The 19633-nt window shown below is 59.9% G+C and carries 17 protein-coding genes; 12 read left to right on the forward strand and 5 right to left on the reverse strand.

Going from position 1 to position 19633, the window contains the following annotated elements:
* The first annotated feature begins 173 nt into the window (after positions 1–173).
* Both ACA048_RS27020 and rarD read left to right on the forward strand, forming a co-directional pair.
* Positions 174–1148, forward strand: a complete 975-nt coding sequence (locus tag ACA048_RS27020; protein WP_123433055.1) for a serine/threonine protein kinase — start codon at positions 174–176, stop codon at positions 1146–1148.
* A 161-nt stretch (positions 1149–1309) separates the two neighbouring features.
* Positions 1310–2197: an EamA family transporter RarD gene (gene rarD / locus ACA048_RS27025; RefSeq protein ID WP_497626994.1), complete on the forward strand. Its 888-nt coding sequence runs from the start codon at positions 1310–1312 to the stop codon at positions 2195–2197.
* A 215-nt stretch (positions 2198–2412) separates the two neighbouring features.
* On the opposite strand, the gene ACA048_RS27030 is transcribed toward rarD, so the two are convergent.
* A complete protein-coding gene (locus ACA048_RS27030) occupies positions 2413–2931 on the reverse strand; it encodes a glycine cleavage system transcriptional repressor (protein ID WP_497626995.1) in 519 nt (172 codons plus the stop codon).
* A 592-nt stretch (positions 2932–3523) separates the two neighbouring features.
* Between ACA048_RS27030 and ACA048_RS27035 the strand changes: the two genes are divergently transcribed.
* Positions 3524–5713 (forward strand): malate synthase G, encoded by a 2190-nt coding sequence (locus ACA048_RS27035; protein WP_497626996.1) that lies wholly within the window; start codon positions 3524–3526, stop codon positions 5711–5713.
* Positions 5714–5771: 58 nt separating this feature from the next.
* On the opposite strand, the gene ACA048_RS27040 is transcribed toward ACA048_RS27035, so the two are convergent.
* Positions 5772–6230: a response regulator gene (locus ACA048_RS27040; protein ID WP_497626997.1), complete on the reverse strand. Its 459-nt coding sequence runs from the start codon at positions 6228–6230 to the stop codon at positions 5772–5774.
* A 251-nt stretch (positions 6231–6481) separates the two neighbouring features.
* Between ACA048_RS27040 and ACA048_RS27045 the strand changes: the two genes are divergently transcribed.
* From ACA048_RS27045 to ACA048_RS27080, 8 genes are all read left to right on the forward strand, one after another.
* A complete protein-coding gene (locus ACA048_RS27045; RefSeq protein WP_497626998.1) occupies positions 6482–8422 on the forward strand; it encodes a DUF294 nucleotidyltransferase-like domain-containing protein in 1941 nt (646 codons plus the stop codon).
* Positions 8419–9126: a 3'-5' exonuclease gene (locus tag ACA048_RS27050; RefSeq protein ID WP_497626999.1), complete on the forward strand. Its 708-nt coding sequence runs from the start codon at positions 8419–8421 to the stop codon at positions 9124–9126. The genes ACA048_RS27045 and ACA048_RS27050 overlap by 4 nt, the downstream gene beginning before the upstream one ends.
* Positions 9127–9346: 220 nt before the next feature.
* Complete coding sequence (locus ACA048_RS27055; protein ID WP_497627000.1) at positions 9347–9865, forward strand: RNA polymerase sigma factor; 519 nt, start codon at positions 9347–9349, stop codon at positions 9863–9865.
* A complete protein-coding gene (locus ACA048_RS27060) occupies positions 9862–10833 on the forward strand; it encodes a FecR domain-containing protein (protein ID WP_497627001.1) in 972 nt (323 codons plus the stop codon). The genes ACA048_RS27055 and ACA048_RS27060 overlap by 4 nt, the downstream gene beginning before the upstream one ends.
* A gap of 250 nt (positions 10834–11083) precedes the next feature.
* Positions 11084–13510: a TonB-dependent siderophore receptor gene (locus ACA048_RS27065; RefSeq protein WP_497627002.1), complete on the forward strand. Its 2427-nt coding sequence runs from the start codon at positions 11084–11086 to the stop codon at positions 13508–13510.
* A 73-nt stretch (positions 13511–13583) separates the two neighbouring features.
* Positions 13584–14714 (forward strand): PepSY-associated TM helix domain-containing protein, encoded by a 1131-nt coding sequence (locus ACA048_RS27070; protein WP_497627003.1) that lies wholly within the window; start codon positions 13584–13586, stop codon positions 14712–14714.
* Positions 14711–14890 (forward strand): hypothetical protein, encoded by a 180-nt coding sequence (locus tag ACA048_RS27075; protein ID WP_497627004.1) that lies wholly within the window; start codon positions 14711–14713, stop codon positions 14888–14890. Before ACA048_RS27070 ends, ACA048_RS27075 begins: the two co-directional genes overlap by 4 nt.
* A gap of 189 nt (positions 14891–15079) precedes the next feature.
* Positions 15080–15709, forward strand: a complete 630-nt coding sequence (locus tag ACA048_RS27080) for a glutathione S-transferase (protein WP_497627005.1) — start codon at positions 15080–15082, stop codon at positions 15707–15709.
* An 84-nt stretch (positions 15710–15793) separates the two neighbouring features.
* Here ACA048_RS27080 and rloA2 read toward each other — a convergent pair whose 3' ends face one another.
* Entirely contained in the window at positions 15794–16300 is a 507-nt protein-coding gene (gene rloA2, locus ACA048_RS27085) for a retropepsin-like aspartic peptidase RloA2 (RefSeq protein ID WP_497627006.1), read from the reverse strand.
* A gap of 286 nt (positions 16301–16586) precedes the next feature.
* On the opposite strand from rloA2, the gene yihG reads away from it, so the two are divergent.
* Complete coding sequence (gene yihG / locus ACA048_RS27090) at positions 16587–17468, forward strand: 1-acylglycerol-3-phosphate O-acyltransferase, YihG family (RefSeq protein ID WP_497627007.1); 882 nt, start codon at positions 16587–16589, stop codon at positions 17466–17468.
* A 7-nt stretch (positions 17469–17475) separates the two neighbouring features.
* Here yihG and ACA048_RS27095 read toward each other — a convergent pair whose 3' ends face one another.
* Entirely contained in the window at positions 17476–18030 is a 555-nt protein-coding gene (locus ACA048_RS27095) for a DUF2780 domain-containing protein (protein WP_497627008.1), read from the reverse strand.
* A gap of 347 nt (positions 18031–18377) precedes the next feature.
* A complete protein-coding gene (fdhA, locus tag ACA048_RS27100; RefSeq protein WP_007947729.1) occupies positions 18378–19577 on the reverse strand; it encodes a formaldehyde dehydrogenase, glutathione-independent in 1200 nt (399 codons plus the stop codon).
* Positions 19578–19633 lie beyond the last annotated feature (56 nt).

Below are 19633 nucleotides of genomic sequence, written 5' to 3' on the forward strand. Positions count from 1 at the left end.
CTTCGCGGGCAAGCCTCGCTCCTACATGGGATCACGCTGTACCTGTAGGAGCGGGCTTGCCCGCGAAGGCGCCAGCCCAGACAACACTCATCTCAAGTGCAGGCCCTAAAGACAGCTCGTCTGCGCTACCATGCTTGGCCGGACGCGGCAGCCTGCTGCGCGCAGGAGTCAGCATGGCCCACCCGTTTGCAACCCTCACCCCAGACCTCGTGCTCGATGCCGTCGAAAGCATCGGCTTTCTCAGCGACGCGCGCATTCTGGCGCTCAACAGCTACGAAAACCGCGTCTATCAAGTCGGCATCGAAGACTCCGAGCCGCTGATCGCCAAGTTCTACCGCCCGCAGCGCTGGACCAACGAAGCGATTCTCGAAGAGCATCAGTTCACCTTCGAACTCGCCGAGTGCGACGTGCCCGTGGTCGCGCCGATGATCCACAACGGCGCCAGCCTGCACGAACACAACGGGTTTCGTTTCACCCTGTTTCCCCGCCGTGGCGGCCGTGCGCCGGAGCCGGGCAATCTCGATCAACTCTATCGCCTGGGTCAGTTGTTGGGGCGTCTGCACGCCGTGGGTTCGACCAAACCGTTCGAACACCGTGAAGCGCTGGGCGTGAAAAACTTCGGCCACGACTCGCTGACTACTTTGCTCGAAGGCAATTTTGTTCCCAAAAGCCTGCTGCCGGCCTACGAGTCCGTGGCCCGCGACCTGCTCAAGCGGGTGGAAGAGGTCTATAAGGCGACGCCGCACCAGAACATCCGCATGCACGGCGACTGCCACCCCGGCAACATGATGTGCCGCGACGAGATGTTCCACATCGTCGACCTCGACGACTGCCGCATGGGTCCGGCGGTGCAGGACATCTGGATGATGCTGGCCGGTGATCGTCAGGAATGTCTCGGGCAGTTGTCGGAACTGATGGACGGCTACAACGAATTTCACGATTTCGATCCGCGAGAACTGGCGCTCATCGAACCGCTGCGCGCCTTGCGCCTGATGCACTACAGCGCCTGGCTCGCCCGTCGCTGGGACGACCCGGCGTTCCCTCACAGTTTTCCGTGGTTCGGCAGTGAGCGGTACTGGGGGGACCAGGTGTTGGCGTTGCGTGAGCAATTGGCAGCGCTCAATGAAGAACCACTAAAACTCTTCTGACCAGCGCGGCCCTGTAGGAGCAAGGCTTGCCCGCGATGGGAACGACGCGGTTTGCCAATCGAACCGCGTCATCGTTTATCGCGGGCAAGCCTTGCTCCTACAAAAGTCATGACACATCTATACAATCCCCACTTTGTTAGCTGCCTAAGCAAGGATTCTGCATGCAAGCCGCCAACCCGCGTCGCGGGTACATTCTGGGCCTTACTGCCTACATCATCTGGGGACTGTTCCCGATCTACTTCAAAGCCATCGCCAGCGTGCCTGCCGCGGAGATCATCATCCATCGCGTGCTTTGGTCCGCGCTGTTCGGCGCCTTGTTGCTGATGGTGTGGAAACATCCAGGCTGGTGGCGCGAGTTGCGTGACAACCCCAAACGCCTGGCGATCCTGGCCCTGAGCGGCACGCTGATCGCGGCCAACTGGCTGACTTACGTGTGGGCAGTGAACAACGGACGGATGCTCGAAGCCAGCCTCGGCTACTACATCAACCCGCTGGTGAACGTCCTGCTGGGCATGCTGATCCTCGGCGAACGATTGCGGCGCATGCAGTGGATCGCCGTAGGTCTGGCGGCAGTCGGCGTGGCGCAACAGGTGTGGCAAGTCGGCAGCCTGCCATGGGTGTCGCTGGTGCTGGCGTTGTCCTTTGGTTTCTACGGATTGATCCGCAAGCAGGCGCCCGTCAAAGCGCTGCCCGGTCTGGTGGTGGAAACCTGGATGCTGGTGCCGATTGCGGTCGCGTGGTTGCTGTTCAACCCGACAGCGGCCAGCGCGCAACCAGAGTTCTGGACCACCTCCGAAGCCTGGTGGCTGGTCGCCGCCGGCCCGATCACGCTGGTACCGCTGATCTGTTTCAACGCCGCAGCAAGGCATATACCCTACATGACCTTGGGATTCCTCCAGTACCTGGCGCCGACGCTGGTGCTGTTGCAAGCCGTCCTGCTGTTTGGCGAACACCTGTCGTCCAGCACGCTCGTGGCGTTCATCTTTATTTGGGCGGGCCTGGCGGTTTACAGCGTTGATGCGTGGATAAGTCTGCGCCGCCGCACCTGATCAAAAAACACACAAACCTCTACAGGCCACGTCTCTCGTGGCCTGCATCGATCTTTCCCAAGGTTATCCACAGCGTGATCCCCGGCGTTTGTGTGCAACTCGTTGAAACTGATGGTTTTTTGATCAGATCCTGAAGAAGCCCGGCCGGCGTGGGCTGGCGGGCTGTCTCTACAGGTTATCCACAGGCGGGTGCACGTTTAACTTGGATAACCCTGTCAAGGCTCACTGCGCAGCACCAGCTCCACCATCAAATCGTCTGCCAGGGTTTCCAGGCGCGACTGCAATACGTCCAGCGACAAGGTCAGCGGCACCGCAAGGATTGCTTCAGCGTGAAACAGTGGCTCGCTGCTCATCGGCGCCGGGCGCACTTCAGTGACCAACCTTTCCAGGTTCACACCTTGCTCGCTGAGCAGACGGGTGATGTCACGCACGATCCCCGGGCGATCATTGCCCACCAACTCCATCGCAATGGGTTTCCAGGTGCAGGACTGTTCGATGCCGCTCTCGGCAATCAGCACGCGAATGCCTTGGGATGACAAAGCTTGCAGGGCATCGACCAATTCATCGTAGGCCTCGGCCGGCACGCCCACTCGAAGAATCCCGGCGAACTGCCCAGCCATGCGTGACATGCGGCTTTCCAGCCAGTTGCCGCCGTGCTCGGCAATGCACTGGGCGATGCGCTCGACCTGCCCGGCCTTGTCTGGAGCAAATACTGTGAGTACGAGGTGGTCCATGGCGCAGCCCTCTGTCATGACTTTTGTTATAGAAAACCAAGTATAGGCAAGGGGCCGAGGGGTGATGCGACAGATCCGGACTTGCGGTGAATGGACCAGCCTCATCGCGGGCAAGCCTTGCTCCTACAGGTCTGCGTCAATCACTCAGTTCGGGCTTCCCCCAATCCAGTAGGAGCAAGGCTTGCCCGCGATGGCCACCCACGGATGAACCTGCTGAAAACAAATCGTGTACAACTTTTTATATTTAACTGGAACAATCCAATAGTTTTTTGAGAACATCCCGTACCCCGGCGTGACTGCAATGCGTCACGGGGTCGCAGAACGACGTAATTAGTCTGATTTTCACAAGCGCAATTCATCATGTAGTATGCCGCAGCGTGCACTACATAACGTTGGATCGATGTCTGCCACAGGCACACTCGCAACCCTGAAAAGCCCTGTCAGCAAGGCCTCCAAGCCGTTGATCGGACCGAACCCAGCCGCCCGCAAGGGCATGTACTGGCGGACGGGTTTGTGGTTTAAATGGCCAGAGGCTTCATTGTCAAAATTGAAGAGCTGAAAAGCGAAATAGCTGAGCAGAGTGAGGCAAGCAATGACTGAACACGTTCAAGTCGGTGGCCTGCAGGTCGCCAAAGTCCTGTTCGACTTCGTGAACAACGAAGCCATTCCCGGTACCGGCCTCTCCGCCGACAAGTTCTGGGCCGGTGCCGACAAGGTCATTCATGACCTGGCTCCGAAGAACAAAGCCCTACTCGCCAAACGCGATGATTTCCAGGCTCGTATCGATGGCTGGCACCAATCCCGCCAAGCTCTTGGGTCAGCCCAGGTGCACGATCCGAAGGCCTATAAGGCCTTCTTGCAAGACATCGGTTATCTGCTGCCAGAAGCAGCCGATTTCCAGGCAACGACGCAAAACGTCGATGACGAAATCGCCCGCATGGCCGGTCCACAGCTCGTGGTCCCGGTAATGAATGCCCGTTTCGCGCTCAATGCTTCGAACGCCCGCTGGGGTTCGCTGTACGACGCGCTCTACGGCACCGACGCCATTAGCGAAGCCGATGGCGCGGAAAAAGGCAAAGGCTACAACAAGGTTCGCGGCGACAAGGTTATTGCCTTCGCCCGTGCTTTCCTCGACGAAGCCGCGCCGTTGGCTGCCGGCTCCCACGTCGATTCCACTGGCTACAAGATCGTTGACGGCAAACTGGTGGTCGCCCTTGAAGGCGGCAGCAACACCGGCCTGCGCAACGACGCCCAGCTGATCGGTTTCCACGGCGATGCAGCCGCACCGACCGCGATCCTGCTGAAAAACAACGGCCTGCACTTCGAAATCCAGGTCGACGCCAGCACCCCGGTCGGCCAGACCGACGCTGCCGGCATCAAAGACATCCTGATGGAAGCCGCGCTGACCACCATTATGGACTGCGAAGACTCCGTCGCTGCTGTCGATGCCGATGACAAAGTGGTGATCTACCGCAACTGGCTCGGCCTGATGAAGGGCGATCTGTCGGAAGAAGTCTCCAAGGGCGGTCAGACCTTTACCCGCACCATGAACGCTGATCGCACCTACACCGGTGTCGACGGCAAGGAACTGAGCCTGCACGGTCGTTCGCTGTTGTTCGTGCGCAACGTCGGTCACCTGATGACCATCGACGCGATTCTCGACAAGGACGGCAACGAAGTGCCGGAAGGCATTCTCGACGGCCTGATCACCAGCCTCGCGGCGATCCACAGCCTCAACGGCAACAGCTCGCGCAAGAACAGCCGCACCGGTTCGGTCTACATCGTCAAACCGAAAATGCACGGCCCGGAAGAAGCCGCGTTCACCAACGAGCTGTTCGGTCGCATCGAAGAAGTGCTCGACCTGCCGCGTAACACGCTGAAAGTCGGGATCATGGACGAGGAGCGCCGTACTACGGTCAACCTCAAGGCCTGCATCAAGGCCGCCAGCGAGCGCGTGGTGTTCATCAACACCGGTTTCCTCGACCGCACGGGCGACGAAATCCACACTTCCATGGAAGCCGGCCCGATGGTGCGCAAGGCCGACATGAAGGCCGAGAAGTGGATCGGCGCCTACGAAAACTGGAACGTCGATATCGGTTTGAGCACCGGCCTGCAAGGCCGCGCGCAGATCGGTAAAGGCATGTGGGCCATGCCCGACCTGATGGCCGCGATGCTCGAACAAAAAATCGCTCACCCGCTGGCCGGCGCGAACACTGCCTGGGTTCCATCGCCGACGGCTGCTGCGCTGCACGCATTGCACTACCACAAGGTTGACGTGTTCGCCCGTCAGGCCGAACTGGCCAAACGTGCTCGCGCTTCAGTGGACGACATCCTGACCATTCCGTTGGCGGTGAACCCGCAATGGACCGCAGAGCAGATCAAGAACGAACTGGACAACAACGCCCAGGGCATTCTCGGTTACGTGGTGCGCTGGATCGACCAGGGCGTGGGTTGCTCGAAAGTGCCGGACATCAACGATGTCGGCCTGATGGAAGACCGTGCGACGCTGCGTATTTCCAGCCAGCACATCGCCAACTGGCTGCGTCATGGCATCGTCACCGAAGATCAAGTGATGGAAAGCCTCAAGCGCATGGCGCCGGTGGTTGACCGTCAGAACGCCAATGACGCGCTGTACCGTCCGCTGGCTCCGAACTTCGACAGCAACATCGCCTTCCAGGCAGCGGTTGAACTGGTGGTCGAAGGCACTAAACAGCCGAACGGCTACACCGAGCCGGTCCTGCACCGTCGTCGTCGCGAGTTCAAGGCTGCCAATGGCCTGTAACTAAGCGCTGACGCCGGATAAAAAAAGGCCCTGATCGAAAGATCAGGGCCTTTTTGTTTCAAATCGGTTCTTGCACATCCATTCCCAACTCATGCTTGACCAGCGCCAACAGCTTGCCGGTATCGACAGGTTTGAGCAGGAAGTCGACCACGCTTAAATGCATGGCGGCGATCGCATCTTTCACGTCGGCGTCACCGGAAACGATGATGAATGGCATTGCCGCCCGAACCGACTCACGAACCTGGCGGATCAGGTCCAGACCATCGACATTTCCCATCCGCAGATCGGTAATCACCAGGCCAATCGATGGCATCGTCTCCAACATCCTGAGTGCCGTTTCGCCACTGGCGGCAGTCATGCAGCGCACCCCGTCCACCGCCAGAATCAACGACAGCAACTCGCGCGAGTCTTTATCGTCGTCGACGATCAGCACCCGCTGCGGCGGCAGGTCTGGTTCCAGCATGACGTCACTCAGCGCCTTGCGCTCGGCGTCACTCAAAATATCGTGGTCGGACATGGCTTACTCTACGTTTTCATTTCTATTCCCTAGCACATCCGTCAGACATCGCTAAGCAGACCTTCAATGTGCACTTCGTCGGAAAAGTTTCCTATAGCCAATGTAGGAGGTTTTTCCCACAGTTGCGTGAGACTTTTCCCAAATACCGACACCCGTACTGCCTACCTAGACTTACGTCCAATGGGCACCCTGCGCGCAGGGGCCGACCATGGCTGGGTCATCCGACAACAATAACTCCAACGACTGCGGTAATGGTTATGAGTAAAGCGGACGCCTTCACACAGGCTGGGAAAACCGCGGTGTTGCAGAACATCCAGGGCACGTTGCAATTCCTTCAGCGTTTTCCGCCCTTCAATCAGATGGAACACGCTCACCTGGCGTACCTGGTTGAGCAATGTCAGCTGCGTTTTTATGCCCCCGGCGAGAGTATCATCAAGCCCGCCGATGGACCGCTTGAGCATTTCTACATCGTCAAACAGGGCCGCGTCGTTGGTGAGCGCCCCCACACCGCCAAGGGCGGCACCGAAACCACCTTCGAAATCACCACCGGCGAGTGCTTCCCCCTCGCCGCGCTGCTGGGTGAGCGTGCGACCCGCACCGAACACCTTGCTGCCGAAGACACCTTTTGCCTGCAACTGAACAAGCTGGCCTTCATCAAACTGTTCGCGCTTTCCAGCACCTTTCGCGACTTTGCCCTGCGTGGCGTCAGTAGCTTGCTGGATCAGGTAAACCAGCAAGTCCAGCAAAAAGCCGTGGAGACCCTCGGCACTCAGTATTCGCTGAACACACGCCTGGGCGAATTGGCCATGCGCCACCCTGTGACTTGCAGCCCGGCGACGCCGCTGCGTGAAGCGGTGAAGCTGATGCACGAGCAACAGGTCGGCAGCATCGTCGTGGTCGATGAGCACAAAGCCCCGCTGGGGATTTTCACCCTGCGCGACCTGCGTCATGTCGTGGCCGAGGGCACCAACGACTTCAACGAAGCCATCGAGCGGCACATGACTCAGGCGCCGTTTTTCCTGACGCCGGACCACAGCGCTTTCGACGCGGCAATCGCCATGACCGAGCGGCACATCGCCCACGTCTGCCTGGTGAAAGAACACCGCCTGTGCGGCGTGGTCTCGGAGCGGGACCTGTTTTCCCTGCAACGGGTCGATCTGGTGCACCTGGCACGGACGATTCGCAGTGCCCAGCGCGTGGAAAACCTGGTGTTGATGCGCGGCGAGATCGGCCAACTGGTCGAGCGCATGCTGGCGCACGGCGCGTCGTCGACACAGATCACTCACATCATCACCCTGCTCAACGACCACACCGTGTGCCGGGTGATCGAACTGACCCTCGCCGAGAAAGGCGACCCCGGTGTGCCGTTCAGTTGGTTGTGCTTCGGCAGCGAAGGCCGTCGCGAGCAGACGCTGCATACCGATCAGGACAACGGCATTTTGTTCGAGGCACGTGACGCGGCGCATGCGGCAGAAATACGCGGCAAGCTGTTGCCGATTGCCCAGCAGATCAACCAAAGTCTGGCGCTCTGCGGTTTCACGCTGTGCAAGGGCAACATCATGGCGGGCAATCCGGAGCTGTGCTTGTCGCGTGCCGAATGGGCTCGGCGGTTTGCAGCGTTTATCCGCGAGGCGACGCCGGAAAACCTGCTGGGCTCGAGCATTTATTTCGACTTGCGCGTGGTCTGGGGTGACGAACAAGGATGCGAGCAGTTACGCCGCGGGGTTCTCGATCAGGTTGGCGATAACCGGCTGTTCCAGCGGATGTTGGCCGAGAACGCCTTGCGCAATCGTCCGCCTGTCGGGCGTTTCCGTGAGTTCGTACTGGCGCGCAAGAACGGTGAAAAAGCCACGCTGGACTTGAAGGTGCAGGGGCTGACGCCTTTCGTCGACGGCGCGCGGTTGCTGGCATTGGCTCACGGCATCGAGACCAACAATACCCTGGAGCGATTTCGCCAACTGGTTGCCAAGGAAATCATTCAGCCGCTGGACGGTGCGGCGTATGAAGAGGCGTACCACTTCATTCAGCAAACCCGCATGCAGCAGCATCAGTTACAGACCCGGGAGAACTTGCCCTATTCCAACCGGGTCGATCCGGACAGCCTCAACCATCTGGACCGACGGATCCTGCGTGAATCCCTGCGCCAAGCGCAACGTCTGCAAAGCAGCCTGACTCTGCGGTATCAGCTATGAGCCTGTTTTCATGGCTGCGCCCGGTCACCCCGATCCTGACAGACGAATGGCAACAACGTTTGCAGCGCTTTCCAGCGGTGACCGAGCTGGGTGGATGCAGCCTGCGCGAACAGCGTTGGGTGGTGCTCGACCTGGAAACCACCGGGCTGAACCTGAACAAGGACCGAGTGTTGTCCATCGGTGCCGTGGTGATCGAGGACGGCGCCATCGATTTCAGCCAGCAGTTCGAACGCACGCTGCGATGCGCCGACATGAAGCTGGCACCCAGCGTGCTGATTCACGGGTTGGGCCCAAGTGCCATTGCGGCCGGCAGCGACCCGGCGCAAGCCTTGCTCGAATTCATGGAGTTCGTCGGCGACAGCCCGGTGCTGGCGTTTCATGCCCCCTTCGATCAGCACATGCTTGGCCGCGCACTGAAAGACCATTTGGGCTACAAGTTGGCCCATCCGTTTCTGGATGTGGCAGACATCGCCCCGCTGCTGTGCCCACAGGCTCACATTCGAGACGCCGGGCTGGATGAGTGGATCGACTGGTTCAAACTGGAAGTGTTCGAGCGACATAACGCCAGTGCCGACGCCTTGGCGACGGCCGAATTGGCATTGATCCTGTTCAGCCGGGCGCGGCAGCAACAGATTCATAGCCCACTGAACCTGCAGCAGCGGCTGAGCCAGTGGAAACGCAGGCAGCGACAACCTTCCTTTTAAATATGCAGTGGCTGTTCTGACGCCTTCGCGGGCAAGCCGCTCCTACAGGGGTACTCGGTCACCTGTGGGAGCGTGGCTTGCACGTGATGAACGATAACGCGGTAAAGCTGAATGCATACAGCTCAATCCACCCGACCAGTGCCAATTGCGTACCATCCCCGCCTCTGCGACAATCGCGAACAATTCTCGTTAGTTAACACTTCCCAATCGGTGATGCTGCGTGTCGTCAATCCAAAGCCCCCACAGTGAGCTCGTTGGTGCGTTATATCGCGACCATCGCGGCTGGCTATTGGCCTGGCTGCGACGCAACGTGGCTTGTGCGCAACGTGCAGAAGACCTGAGTCAGGACACTTTCGTGCGGTTGCTGGGCCGGGATGAACTTAAAGAGCCTCGCGAGCCGCGGGCGTTTCTGGTGGCGATTGCCAAAGGCCTGCTGTTCGACTATTTCCGCCGCGCCGCGCTGGAACAGGCCTACCTCGCCGAACTGATGCTGATCCCCGAAGGCGAACAACCGTCGGTCGAGGAGCAGCAGATGATCCTCGAGGACCTCAAAGCCATCGACCGCCTGCTGGTTCAGCTGTCGAGCAAGGCCCGGGCCGCATTTCTCTATAACCGCCTCGACGGCCTCGGTCATGCCGAAATCGCCCAGCGACTGGGCGTCTCGGTGCCGCGTGTTCGGCAATACCTGGCCCAAGGGATTCGTCAGTGCTACATCGCGTTGTACGGTGAGCCGGTATGAACCCGGTCAGTTCCAAACCGGTATCGGCCAAGGTGCTGGATGCGGCGATTGCCTGGCAATTGTCCCTGGACTCCGGCAATCCGGTGGAGCGCGAAGCGTTCAGTCAATGGCACGCGGCCCACGAGGAACATGCCCGAGCCTGGCGCCAGTTGGGCATGCTCGACCAGCGCTTCAGCGTTGCTAACGGCCCTGCCCGTACGGCGTTGCTGCAATCGCGTGAAAGCATTCGCCGCCGTGTGCGCAAACTGGGCAGCGGCGTGGCCAGCGTTGTCGCGGTGATCGGGCTGGCCCTGTTTGCCGGTGATCGTTATCTGCCCCTCGACTACTGGCTGGCCGACCAGCGCACCGCCACCGGCGAGCAGCGCACCCTGCGCCTGGCGGATGGCACGCTGATCAACCTCAATACCCACAGCGCCGTGGACATCCGTTTTGATGAGAAGCAGCGGCGGATCATCCTTCAAGAAGGCGAAATCCTCGTTGAGACCGGTCACGGCGATGCCCGGCCGTTTATCGTCGAAACCCGCGAAGGCAGCATGCAAGCGCTAGGGACGCTCTTCCTGGTCAAGCGCGAGGAAGAAGGCACGCGCCTGAGCGTGTTGAAGTCCGCGGTGGCGGTGCATCCGCAATCAAGTTCCCAGGAACAGATTCTGCACGAAGGTCAGCAAGTGCTGATGCGCAGCAATGGCCTGGGGCCGGTTGTCGCCATCAACTTCGGCGCCGACGCCTGGACCCGCGGCATGCTGGTGGTCGACAACGCTCGCCTGGAAGATCTGGTGCATGAGCTCGCTCGTTATCGGCGCGGGTATCTAGGCGTAGCACCGGAGATTGCCAACCTGCGTATTACCGGCAGTTTTCCACTACACGACACCGACAAGGCCCTGAGCACCCTGTTGCCGACCCTGCCGGTGCAGATTGAACAGTACACACCGTGGTGGGTGACGGTGGCGAAAGCTGACGCCAAACCCTGAACCATATGCCCCCTGTAAATAATCGTTCCCACGCTCCCGCGTGGGAATGCAGCCCCTGACGCTCCGCGTCACATGCCGAAGCGGACGCAGAGCGTCCATTGAGGCATTCCCACGCTGAGCGTGGGAACGATCAGCTTCCAGATCAGCATCCAATTGCTGAATCTAAATTATTTTCATCCAGCCCTATCACTTTTCGAATCTCGTGCGGCACCTAAGCAATTGAGAAATATTTCCATTCAGGAGCCGCTGCATGCCCCGTTCGCTCTACACCTTGTTGCGCCCCAGCTTGCTGGCTGTCGCCATTGCCTTTTGCACGCCTTTGGCCAGTGGCCAACTGATCGCCGCTGAACAGGCATCCAGCGTTCGCGCCTACAACCTGCCGGCCGCACCGTTGGCCAGCACCCTGAACCAGATTGCGAGTCAGGCCGGTCTGGCGCTGTCGTTGAACCCATCGCTGGCCGCAGGCAAGTCCTCCGCACCGGTGAAGGGTCAGTTCGACGCTGCCGGCGCCTTGCGTGAAGCCTTGCGCGGCACGGGTCTGCAACTGGAACAAAGCAGCACCGGCACCTACAGCCTGGTCGCCATTCCCGAGGGCGCACTGGCCCTGCCGGAAACCGCCGTCATCGGCGTGGACAATACCGAAAGCGCCTGGGGCCCGGTAGAAGGCTACCTGGCCACTCGCACCGCCGCCGGCACCAAGACCGATACAGCGCTAGTCGACGTACCGCGCTCGATTTCGGTCGTCACCCGCGACCAAATGGATGATCGCAATGTGCAAAACCTCGATGACGCCGTGCGCTATATGCCCGGTATCACTGCCAGCAGCTACGGCAGCGACACCCGCGCCGATTGGCTGCGCGTTCGCGGTTTTGAACCGACCCAGTTCCTCGACGGCCTGCCACTGCCAAAAGGCGTGTATGCCAACCCGAAACAAGAAACCTGGAACCTCGATCGCCTGTCCGTGCTGCGCGGCCCGGCCTCCTCGGTTTACGGCCAGACCCCGCCGGGTGGCCTGCTGGACATGGTCAGCCGGCGTCCAACGGCTATAGAGAGCAACGAGATCGATCTGCAATACGGCAGCTACAATTATCGTCAGATCAACTTCGCCAACACCGGCAAGATTGATGACGAAGGCCAGTTTCTTTACAGCCTGAGCGGTGTGGTGCGCGACAGCGGCACGCAGATCGACCACGTCGACAACAAGCGCTACAACATCGCACCCAGCCTGACCTGGAACATCGACCCGGACACCCAGTTCACCTTGCTGACGCAATTCACCCGCGACGATACCGGCATCACCAGCCAGTTCCTGCCGGTGCAAGGCACCAAAATCGACATGCCGTTCGGTGATATTTCACATCACAAGAACCTTGGCGATCCGGACTGGGAATACTACGATCGCACCTACTACGCGCTGGGCTATGCGTTCGAACATCGCCTGAACGACGTCTGGCAGTTCAAGCAGAACCTGCGTTACACCAAGTCGGACCTGTCATTCCAGGCCATCACCGTCGGCGCGTATCCGTTCACCCAGGTTGATGACGCTGGCAACGTCGGCCGCACCACCACCAGCGTCGAAGAAGACATCAGCCAGTTCGCCGTGGATAACAACTTCCAGGCCGACTTCGCGACGGGCGACGTGCGTCACACCGTGTTGCTGGGTCTCGACCACCAGCGCAGCAACACCAACTACACCTCGATCTTCGGCACCGCACCGCCGATCAACGTCAACAACCCGATCCACGGTTTGCCGATCGAGCGTCCGGACCGCTCCACCGCGTTCTACGATTACGACCAGAAGACCTACCAGACCGGCCTGTACGCGCAGGATCAGATGGTCCTCGACCATTGGCTCCTGACCCTCGGCGGACGGGAGGACTGGGTGCACACCGGCACCAAGTTCTTCAACAAAGGCGATGCCACCAACACCGAACGTGACAAGAACTTCAGCGGCAACGCGGCGATCAGCTATGTGTTTGACTCGGGCTTTGTGCCGTACCTGTCGTACGCCGAGTCCTTCCAGCCCACGACCGGTGCATCAGCCTCGGCCACCGAATCGTTCAAACCCACCAAAGGCAATCAGTGGGAACTGGGGATCAAGTACCAACCACCCGGCAGCGACACCCTGCTGACCGCCGCTATCTACGACCTGACCCAGAAAAACGTTTCGGTCACCACCAACGTTGGCGGCACGTCGATCACCAGCCAGACCGGCGAAGTCAAAGTCAAAGGCCTGGAGCTGGAAGCCGTTTCCGACGTCAACGAAAACCTCAAGCTCATCGCGGCGTACACCCTGGCCAAATCCGAAGTACAAGATGGCGAATTCAAGGGCAATCGCCTGCAACTGATGCCTAACCAACAGGCGTCGCTGTGGGCTGATTACACCTGGCACAACGGCGTGCTGGATGGCTTCGGCGCAGGTGCCGGCGCTCGCTACACCGGCAATACCTACGGCGATCAGGCCAACACCGAGCTGGGCAAGGCAGATGCCTACACCGTGTTCGACGCCGCTGTTCATTACGACCTCGGCCGTTTGGACAACAGCCTGAAAGGCGCATCCCTGGCCTTGAACGCCACCAACCTGTTCAACAAGGACTACATCTCCACTTGTGACAGTTTCTACTGCTACTACGGCGACCAACGCAGCGTCGTCGCCAGTGCAAGCTACAAGTGGTAATCGTCTGACCTGATATGCCCCAAAACCAGGCCACCCTATTCCGGGCGGCTTTGGTATTTCTGAAGGCTTGGAAATGAAAAGTAAAACAATTCGTCGCTGGTCCTTTGTCCACACCTGGACCAGCCTGCTTTGCACGGTCTTTTTGCTGATGCTGGCATTGACCGGTCTGCCGTTGATCTTCCACCACGAGATCGACCATCTGCTGGGCGATGCCCCCGAGTTGAAGCAAATGCCGGCGGACACACCCATGCTCGATTTGCAGCAGTTGGTGCTGGCGGCTGAAAAGCATCGCCCCGGTGAGGTCATGCAGTATTTCGGTTTTGATGAAGATGAGCCCAACGGCGCCTTTGCAATCATGGCCGCTACCGCGGGTACAGAACCGAACTCGTCGCACACCTTCATGCTCGACGCCCGCACCGGCGAAGCCCTGGAAATGCCATCGGCCAACGGGGGGTTCATGATGGTCATGCTGCGCCTGCATGTGGACATGTTTGCCGGTCTGCCGGGCAAGTTGTTCCTGGCATTCATGGGGCTGTTGTTTGTGGTCGCCATCATTTCCGGGGCGGTGCTGTATTTGCCGTTCATGCGCCGCTTGAAGTTCGCCACCGTACGCCAGGACAAATCCACCCGCCTGCGCTGGCTTGATCTGCACAACCTGATCGGTGTGGTCACACTGACCTGGGCACTGGTCGTTGGCGTGACAGGCGTTATCAGCGCCTGCGCCGACCTGCTGATTGCCGCTTGGCGCAATGAAAGCCTGAACGCGATGGTCGCGCCGTACCGCGACGTGCCACCCCTGACGCAACTCGCGCCGGCGACCCGTCTGTTCGACATTGCCAAGGAGGTTGCGCCGGACATGACGCCGGACTTCATCGCCTTCCCCGGCACGCGGTTTTCCAGCGAGCACCATTACGCGGTGTTCATGAAAGGCAGCACCCACCTGACTTCGCACCTGCTGACACCGGTGCTGATCGACGCCAGCACCCTGCAAGTCACCGCCGTGGCGGAACGGCCGTGGTACATGGACGTAATGGGCATGTCGCAGCCACTGCACTTTGGCGATTACGGCGGCATGCCGATGAAGATCCTGTGGGGGACGCTCGATGTGCTGACTATCATCGTGCTCGGCAGCGGGGTTTACCTGTGGGTGGTGCGGCGCAAAGCGGCAAAACCTGTACTCGAACACGCCGAGGCTCAAGCATGAAGCCACGGCAATCGAACTTCTGGAAGGTCTTCGGCACGCCCACGGTGATCGCCTTGCTCAGCGCCGCCGGGTTATTCGCGGCGCTGCTGGGTGATGGTGTGTGGGACGCCTTGAGCTGGCTTGGCCTGGGCGTTCCGGCCTTCTTCGCCCTGCGCGGCCTGCTGCAACGCCACTGATTTTTGTGGGAGCGAGCCGGCTCCGGGCGGCGTTCCGACGATAGCGGAAAGACATTCAATGATGTTGTTGGATGTTATGACCTCATCGCGAGCAGGCTCGCTCCCACAGGGTTGGGGTGAACTTGTCAGCTTGAGCTCCCGCATCAACGCGCTATGCTGCCCTGCACTGACCCAGACTGAGATGTCGCCATGTCCGCCCCCAGCATGACCCTGTACCACAACGCTTTATCGCCCTTCGTTCGTAAAGTCATGGTGCTTCTGCATGAGACCGGTCAGACCGGCCGCGTGGCACTGCAAGACTGTGTGCTCACTCCGGTCAGCCCCGATCAGTCACTCAACGAAGACAACCCGCTGGGCAAAATCCCCGCCCTGCGCCTGGCCGACGGCACCGTTATCCATGACAGCCGGGTGATCCTCGATTACCTCGATCATCAGCACGTCGGCAACCCGCTGATCCCGCGTGAAGGTTCGGCCCGCTGGCGGCGCCTGACCGTGGCCTCGCTGGCCGACGGGATCATGGACGCGTCGGTGATGGTTCGTTACGAGATGGTCTTGCGCGACCCGCAGAAACATTGGGACGAGTGGCTGGACGCCCAGCGCGACAAGATTCGTCGCGGGTTGGCGTTGCTGGAAAAAGATGCAATTGCCGAGCTGACCAGCCATTTTGATGTCGCGGCCATCAGCGTTGCCTGTGCGTTGGGTTACCTCGACTTGCGCCATCCGGATCTGCAATGGCGCGAGGCGAATCCGCAGTTGGCGGCGTGGTATTTCGAGGTGAGTCAGCGGCCTTCGATGTTGGCGACGATGCCTAAGGTTTAGATCTTCGCTGACTGTCAGGGCCTCTTCGTCGGGTCCACTGGAAATGCCCCAAGGCTCACTTCACGTCAATGAGACCGCTTGAATTCAGCAGTCGGGTTTGTCGGCGGTAAAACGTCGTGCCGGATTCACCGCCGCGCCGAATTCACGCAAGGCTTTGGCACCGATCAGCAGCGGATAATTGAAGCTGCTGCGGTCGGTCAGGTTGACCTCCACGGTGCGCTTGACGTTGCCCAGGCACAGCTCCAGATCGACCACCGGGCGCTTGGTGGGTTCGATCACTTCCTTGTCTTCGTCCTCTTCTTCGGAGCGGGTCTTGATCTTGCTGATCCGCGCGACTTTGTGTTCGTAGACCTTGTTGCTGGCGTCCTTGGTGGCGAGGCGGAAACGCACCCATTCTTCGCCGTCGCGGGTGAAGGTTTCGATGTCCTTGGCCGACAGCGACGCGGTCAGGGCACCGGTGTCCATCTTGGCCTTGAGGACTTCGCCACCGATTTCCGGCAGCGCGATGTATTCGTAACGCCCATACAGGCTCGGCTCGGCGGCCAGGACCGGCAGGGCCACCAGGGAAAGCAGTGCGAGGATCGATTTCACGTAATGGGCATCCATAAGGAGTGGGCAGCGGGATTTTAGACCGTCAGCTGGGAATTCGTTCGTTCTTCAGATCCTTTCGCGAGCAGGCGCGCTCCCACAGGTATTGCGCAGAACCTGTGGGAGCGAGCCTGCTCGCGAAGAGGCCAGATCAATCACCACAACAGCCTGACCAGTCCAATTTCACTCAAGCATAACGCTCCAAAAGTGAAACATTCGTCACCCCCGATTTGGCCTCCCGCCCCAAGCTGCTTATCATGGCGCGCCCAAATGATTCCAAGAGTTACTTATGCGCCGCCTGCTCACCGGCTGTTTCGTAACCCTGCTGCTGTTGCTCAACACCCTGGTCCTGATCGGGCCGCTGATGGTGTTTGCCCTGCTCAAATTGGTCCTGCCCAGTCGCTCTCGCGAAAACGCCTCATCGGCGGTGATGTGGATAGCCGAAACCTGGGCCGAGATCGACAAGCTGATCTTTCGGCTCTGCATCCCGACCCGGTGGGCCATCCGTGGCGGCGATGGCTTGCGCGTCGATACGTCTTATCTGGTGATCAGCAATCATCAGTCCTGGGTCGATATCCCGGCCCTGATCCAGGCCCTGAATCGACGCACACCGTTCTTCAAGTTCTTTCTCAAGAAAGAGCTGATCTGGGTGCCGTTCCTGGGCCTGGCGTGGTGGGCGCTGGACTACCCGTTCATGAAGCGCTACACCAAGGCCTTCCTGGCCAAGCATCCAGAGCTGGCCGGCAAGGATCTGGAGATCACCAAAGCGGCGTGCGAGTTGTACAAGCGCCAGCCCGTGACGGTGGTCAACTACTTGGAAGGCACACGCTATACCGCCGCGAAAAGCGTCCAACAACCATCGCCCTTCACTCACCTGCTTCGGCCCAAGACTGGTGGTGTGGCGTTTGTGCTGGCGGCGATGGGCGAGCAGCTGGATGCCGTGCTCGATGTGACGGTGGTGTATCCGCAGCAGCCGATTCCGGGGTTCTGGGATTTGATCAGCGGCAACGTGCCGAAGGTCATCATCGACATCAAGACCCGCGAACTCGACCCCGCGCTGTGGCAGGGCGATTACGGAAACGATTCGCTGTTTCGCGAAAAAATCCAGAACTGGGTCAACCAGCTCTGGATCGAAAAGGACCAGCGCATCGACGCATTGCACGCTGAGTGACGTTGAATCAAATACCGGTACCCGCACCCCAGATCCCGCCCAGGCTTTCCAGCAACGAACCGCCAACGCCCTGTTGACCGAGGTATTGCAGAAGCACCGGGGCAAACTGGCCGATCATTCCACTGTCCATCCCCAATGCGCTGAATGCGTTGCTCAGGTCGTTGGTGTTCTTCACATTGCCCAGGGCGTTGTCCAGACCGGCGGCTTTGCCGGACGAACCGAGCAAGCCCGCGAGGGCGCCCAGCTCACCACCGCCCGACAAAATGTCGATGCCCGGTACGCTTTTGGCCAACTCTGAGTAATCAGTCGAACTCAATTGATTCTTGGCCAACCCGAGCATCGCCCCGGCGCCGCCAACGGCTTGTTGTGGCGTCACGTTCAATTGGGTCAGCGCACTCAGCAGATCGGCCGTCTGCGGGGTCGGCGCGGCTGCGGCGGCTGCGTTATCGCCCTTCATGCCGGAGATGGCATTGGCCGCATCGTTCAGGCTGAACTGAGCAAAGACCGGACTGGCCGCCAGACTCATCAGCGAAGCCAGTGCAAAACCGCGTGAAATCTTCATTCAGACATCCTCTTGTGCCATGAAAACCGCCCGTGAGCGGACGGGAAAGCTGCCGGTTTGACTCGGTATCTACTGCCTTGTTCCGAAGCGGCACCGCCATATTTACCGCTTCCACGTTGATAAATCGTGAAATCCGGACGCCGCGTGTGCGGGCGTTACTGAACTGGATGATCACATTTACCAGATCGTTCCCACGCTCTGCGTGGTCACGCCTACTGTGACGCTCCGCGTCACGCGTTGGGACGCAGAGCATCCAGGGCTGTATTCCCACGCAGAGCGTGGGAACGATCATAATTCCCCAAAAAAAACGGCGCCCCGAAGGTCGCCGTTATGCGTTGCTTGAAGCCTTACGCCGCGCTGAACAGTTTGTGCGGATCAATCACAAACTTCTTCGGCACGCCCGCATCGAACTCGCCATACCCGCGTGGCGCGTCATCCAGGCTGATGACTTCCACCCCTACGATGTCGGCAATATGAATGCGGTCCCACATGATCGCCTGCATCAACTGGCGGTTGTACTTCATCACCGGTGTCTGGCCGGTGTGGAAGCTGTGGGATTTGGCCCAGCCCAGACCGAAGCGAATGCTCAGGCTGCCCATTTTCGCGGCGGCGTCCACGGCACCCGGGTCTTCCGTCACGTACAGGCCAGGAATACCGATTTTGCCGGCCACACGAACCACGCCCATCAGCGAGTTGAGCACGGTGGCCGGAGCCTCGTGTTTCACCCCGTCATGGCCATGGCCGCGTGCTTCGAAGCCTACGGCGTCGACGGCGCAATCCACTTCCGGTTCGCCCAGCAGGGCAGCGATTTGTTCGTGCAGCGGGGTGTCCAGGGACAGGTCAGCGATTTCGAAACCTTGGGCCTTGGCGTGCGCCAGGCGAACAGTATTGACGTCTCCGATGATCACCACTGCCGCGCCCAACAGGCGAGCGGAAGCAGCTGCGGCAAGGCCAACCGGGCCAGCGCCGGCGATGTACACGGTGCTGCCTGGACCGACGCCGGCAGTCACTGCGCCGTGGTAACCGGTTGGCAAGATGTCGGAGAGGCAGGTCAGGTCGCGGATTTTTTCCATCGCGCGATCGCGATCAGGCAGTTTCAGCAGGTTGAAGTCGGCGTACGGCACCATCGCGTATTCGGCCTGGCCGCCGGTCCAGTCGCCCATGTCGACATAACCGTAGGCACCGCCCGGACGCGCCGGGTTAACGCTCAAGCAGACGCCGGTGTGCATTTCCTTGCAGGAACGGCAGCGCCCGCAAGCGACGTTGAACGGTACAGACACCAGATCGCCGATTTGCAGGTTTTCGACGTCGCTGCCCTTCTCGATGACTTCGCCGGTGATTTCGTGGCCCAGCACCAGACCGGTCTGAGCGGTGGTACGGCCGCGCACCATGTGCTGGTCGGAACCACAGATGTTGGTGGAAACCACACGCAGGATGACAGCGTGGTTAATCTTCCTGCCGCGCGGGTCCTGCATTTTTGGATAGTCGATTTTCTGTATTTCGACTTTGCCATTGCCGAGATACACCACACCACGATTGCCAGACATGCTTTCACCTCGCTGTTGTTTTTATGTAGCGGTCGCGTCGCCATGGATCGGCGGCG

This window comes from Pseudomonas sp. LBUM1659, from assembly GCF_059716045.1.

What these genes read in the sequence shown, in the direction of transcription:
- ACA048_RS27020 (WP_123433055.1), top strand. Translation starts at nt 174, where the DNA reads ATGGCCCACCCGTTTGCAACCCTCACCCCAGACCTCGTGCTCGATGCC.
- rarD (WP_497626994.1), top strand. Translation starts at nt 1,310, where the DNA reads ATGCAAGCCGCCAACCCGCGTCGCGGGTACATTCTGGGCCTTACTGCC.
- ACA048_RS27030 (WP_497626995.1), bottom strand. Translation starts at nt 2,931, where the DNA reads ATGGACCACCTCGTACTCACAGTATTTGCTCCAGACAAGGCCGGGCAG.
- ACA048_RS27035 (WP_497626996.1), top strand. Translation starts at nt 3,524, where the DNA reads ATGACTGAACACGTTCAAGTCGGTGGCCTGCAGGTCGCCAAAGTCCTG.
- ACA048_RS27040 (WP_497626997.1), bottom strand. Translation starts at nt 6,230, where the DNA reads ATGTCCGACCACGATATTTTGAGTGACGCCGAGCGCAAGGCGCTGAGT.
- ACA048_RS27045 (WP_497626998.1), top strand. Translation starts at nt 6,482, where the DNA reads ATGGTTATGAGTAAAGCGGACGCCTTCACACAGGCTGGGAAAACCGCG.
- ACA048_RS27050 (WP_497626999.1), top strand. Translation starts at nt 8,419, where the DNA reads ATGAGCCTGTTTTCATGGCTGCGCCCGGTCACCCCGATCCTGACAGAC.
- ACA048_RS27060 (WP_497627001.1), top strand. Translation starts at nt 9,862, where the DNA reads ATGAACCCGGTCAGTTCCAAACCGGTATCGGCCAAGGTGCTGGATGCG.
- ACA048_RS27065 (WP_497627002.1), top strand. Translation starts at nt 11,084, where the DNA reads ATGCCCCGTTCGCTCTACACCTTGTTGCGCCCCAGCTTGCTGGCTGTC.
- ACA048_RS27070 (WP_497627003.1), top strand. Translation starts at nt 13,584, where the DNA reads ATGAAAAGTAAAACAATTCGTCGCTGGTCCTTTGTCCACACCTGGACC.
- ACA048_RS27075 (WP_497627004.1), top strand. Translation starts at nt 14,711, where the DNA reads ATGAAGCCACGGCAATCGAACTTCTGGAAGGTCTTCGGCACGCCCACG.
- ACA048_RS27080 (WP_497627005.1), top strand. Translation starts at nt 15,080, where the DNA reads ATGTCCGCCCCCAGCATGACCCTGTACCACAACGCTTTATCGCCCTTC.
- yihG (WP_497627007.1), top strand. Translation starts at nt 16,587, where the DNA reads ATGCGCCGCCTGCTCACCGGCTGTTTCGTAACCCTGCTGCTGTTGCTC.
- ACA048_RS27095 (WP_497627008.1), bottom strand. Translation starts at nt 18,030, where the DNA reads ATGAAGATTTCACGCGGTTTTGCACTGGCTTCGCTGATGAGTCTGGCG.
- fdhA (WP_007947729.1), bottom strand. Translation starts at nt 19,577, where the DNA reads ATGTCTGGCAATCGTGGTGTGGTGTATCTCGGCAATGGCAAAGTCGAA.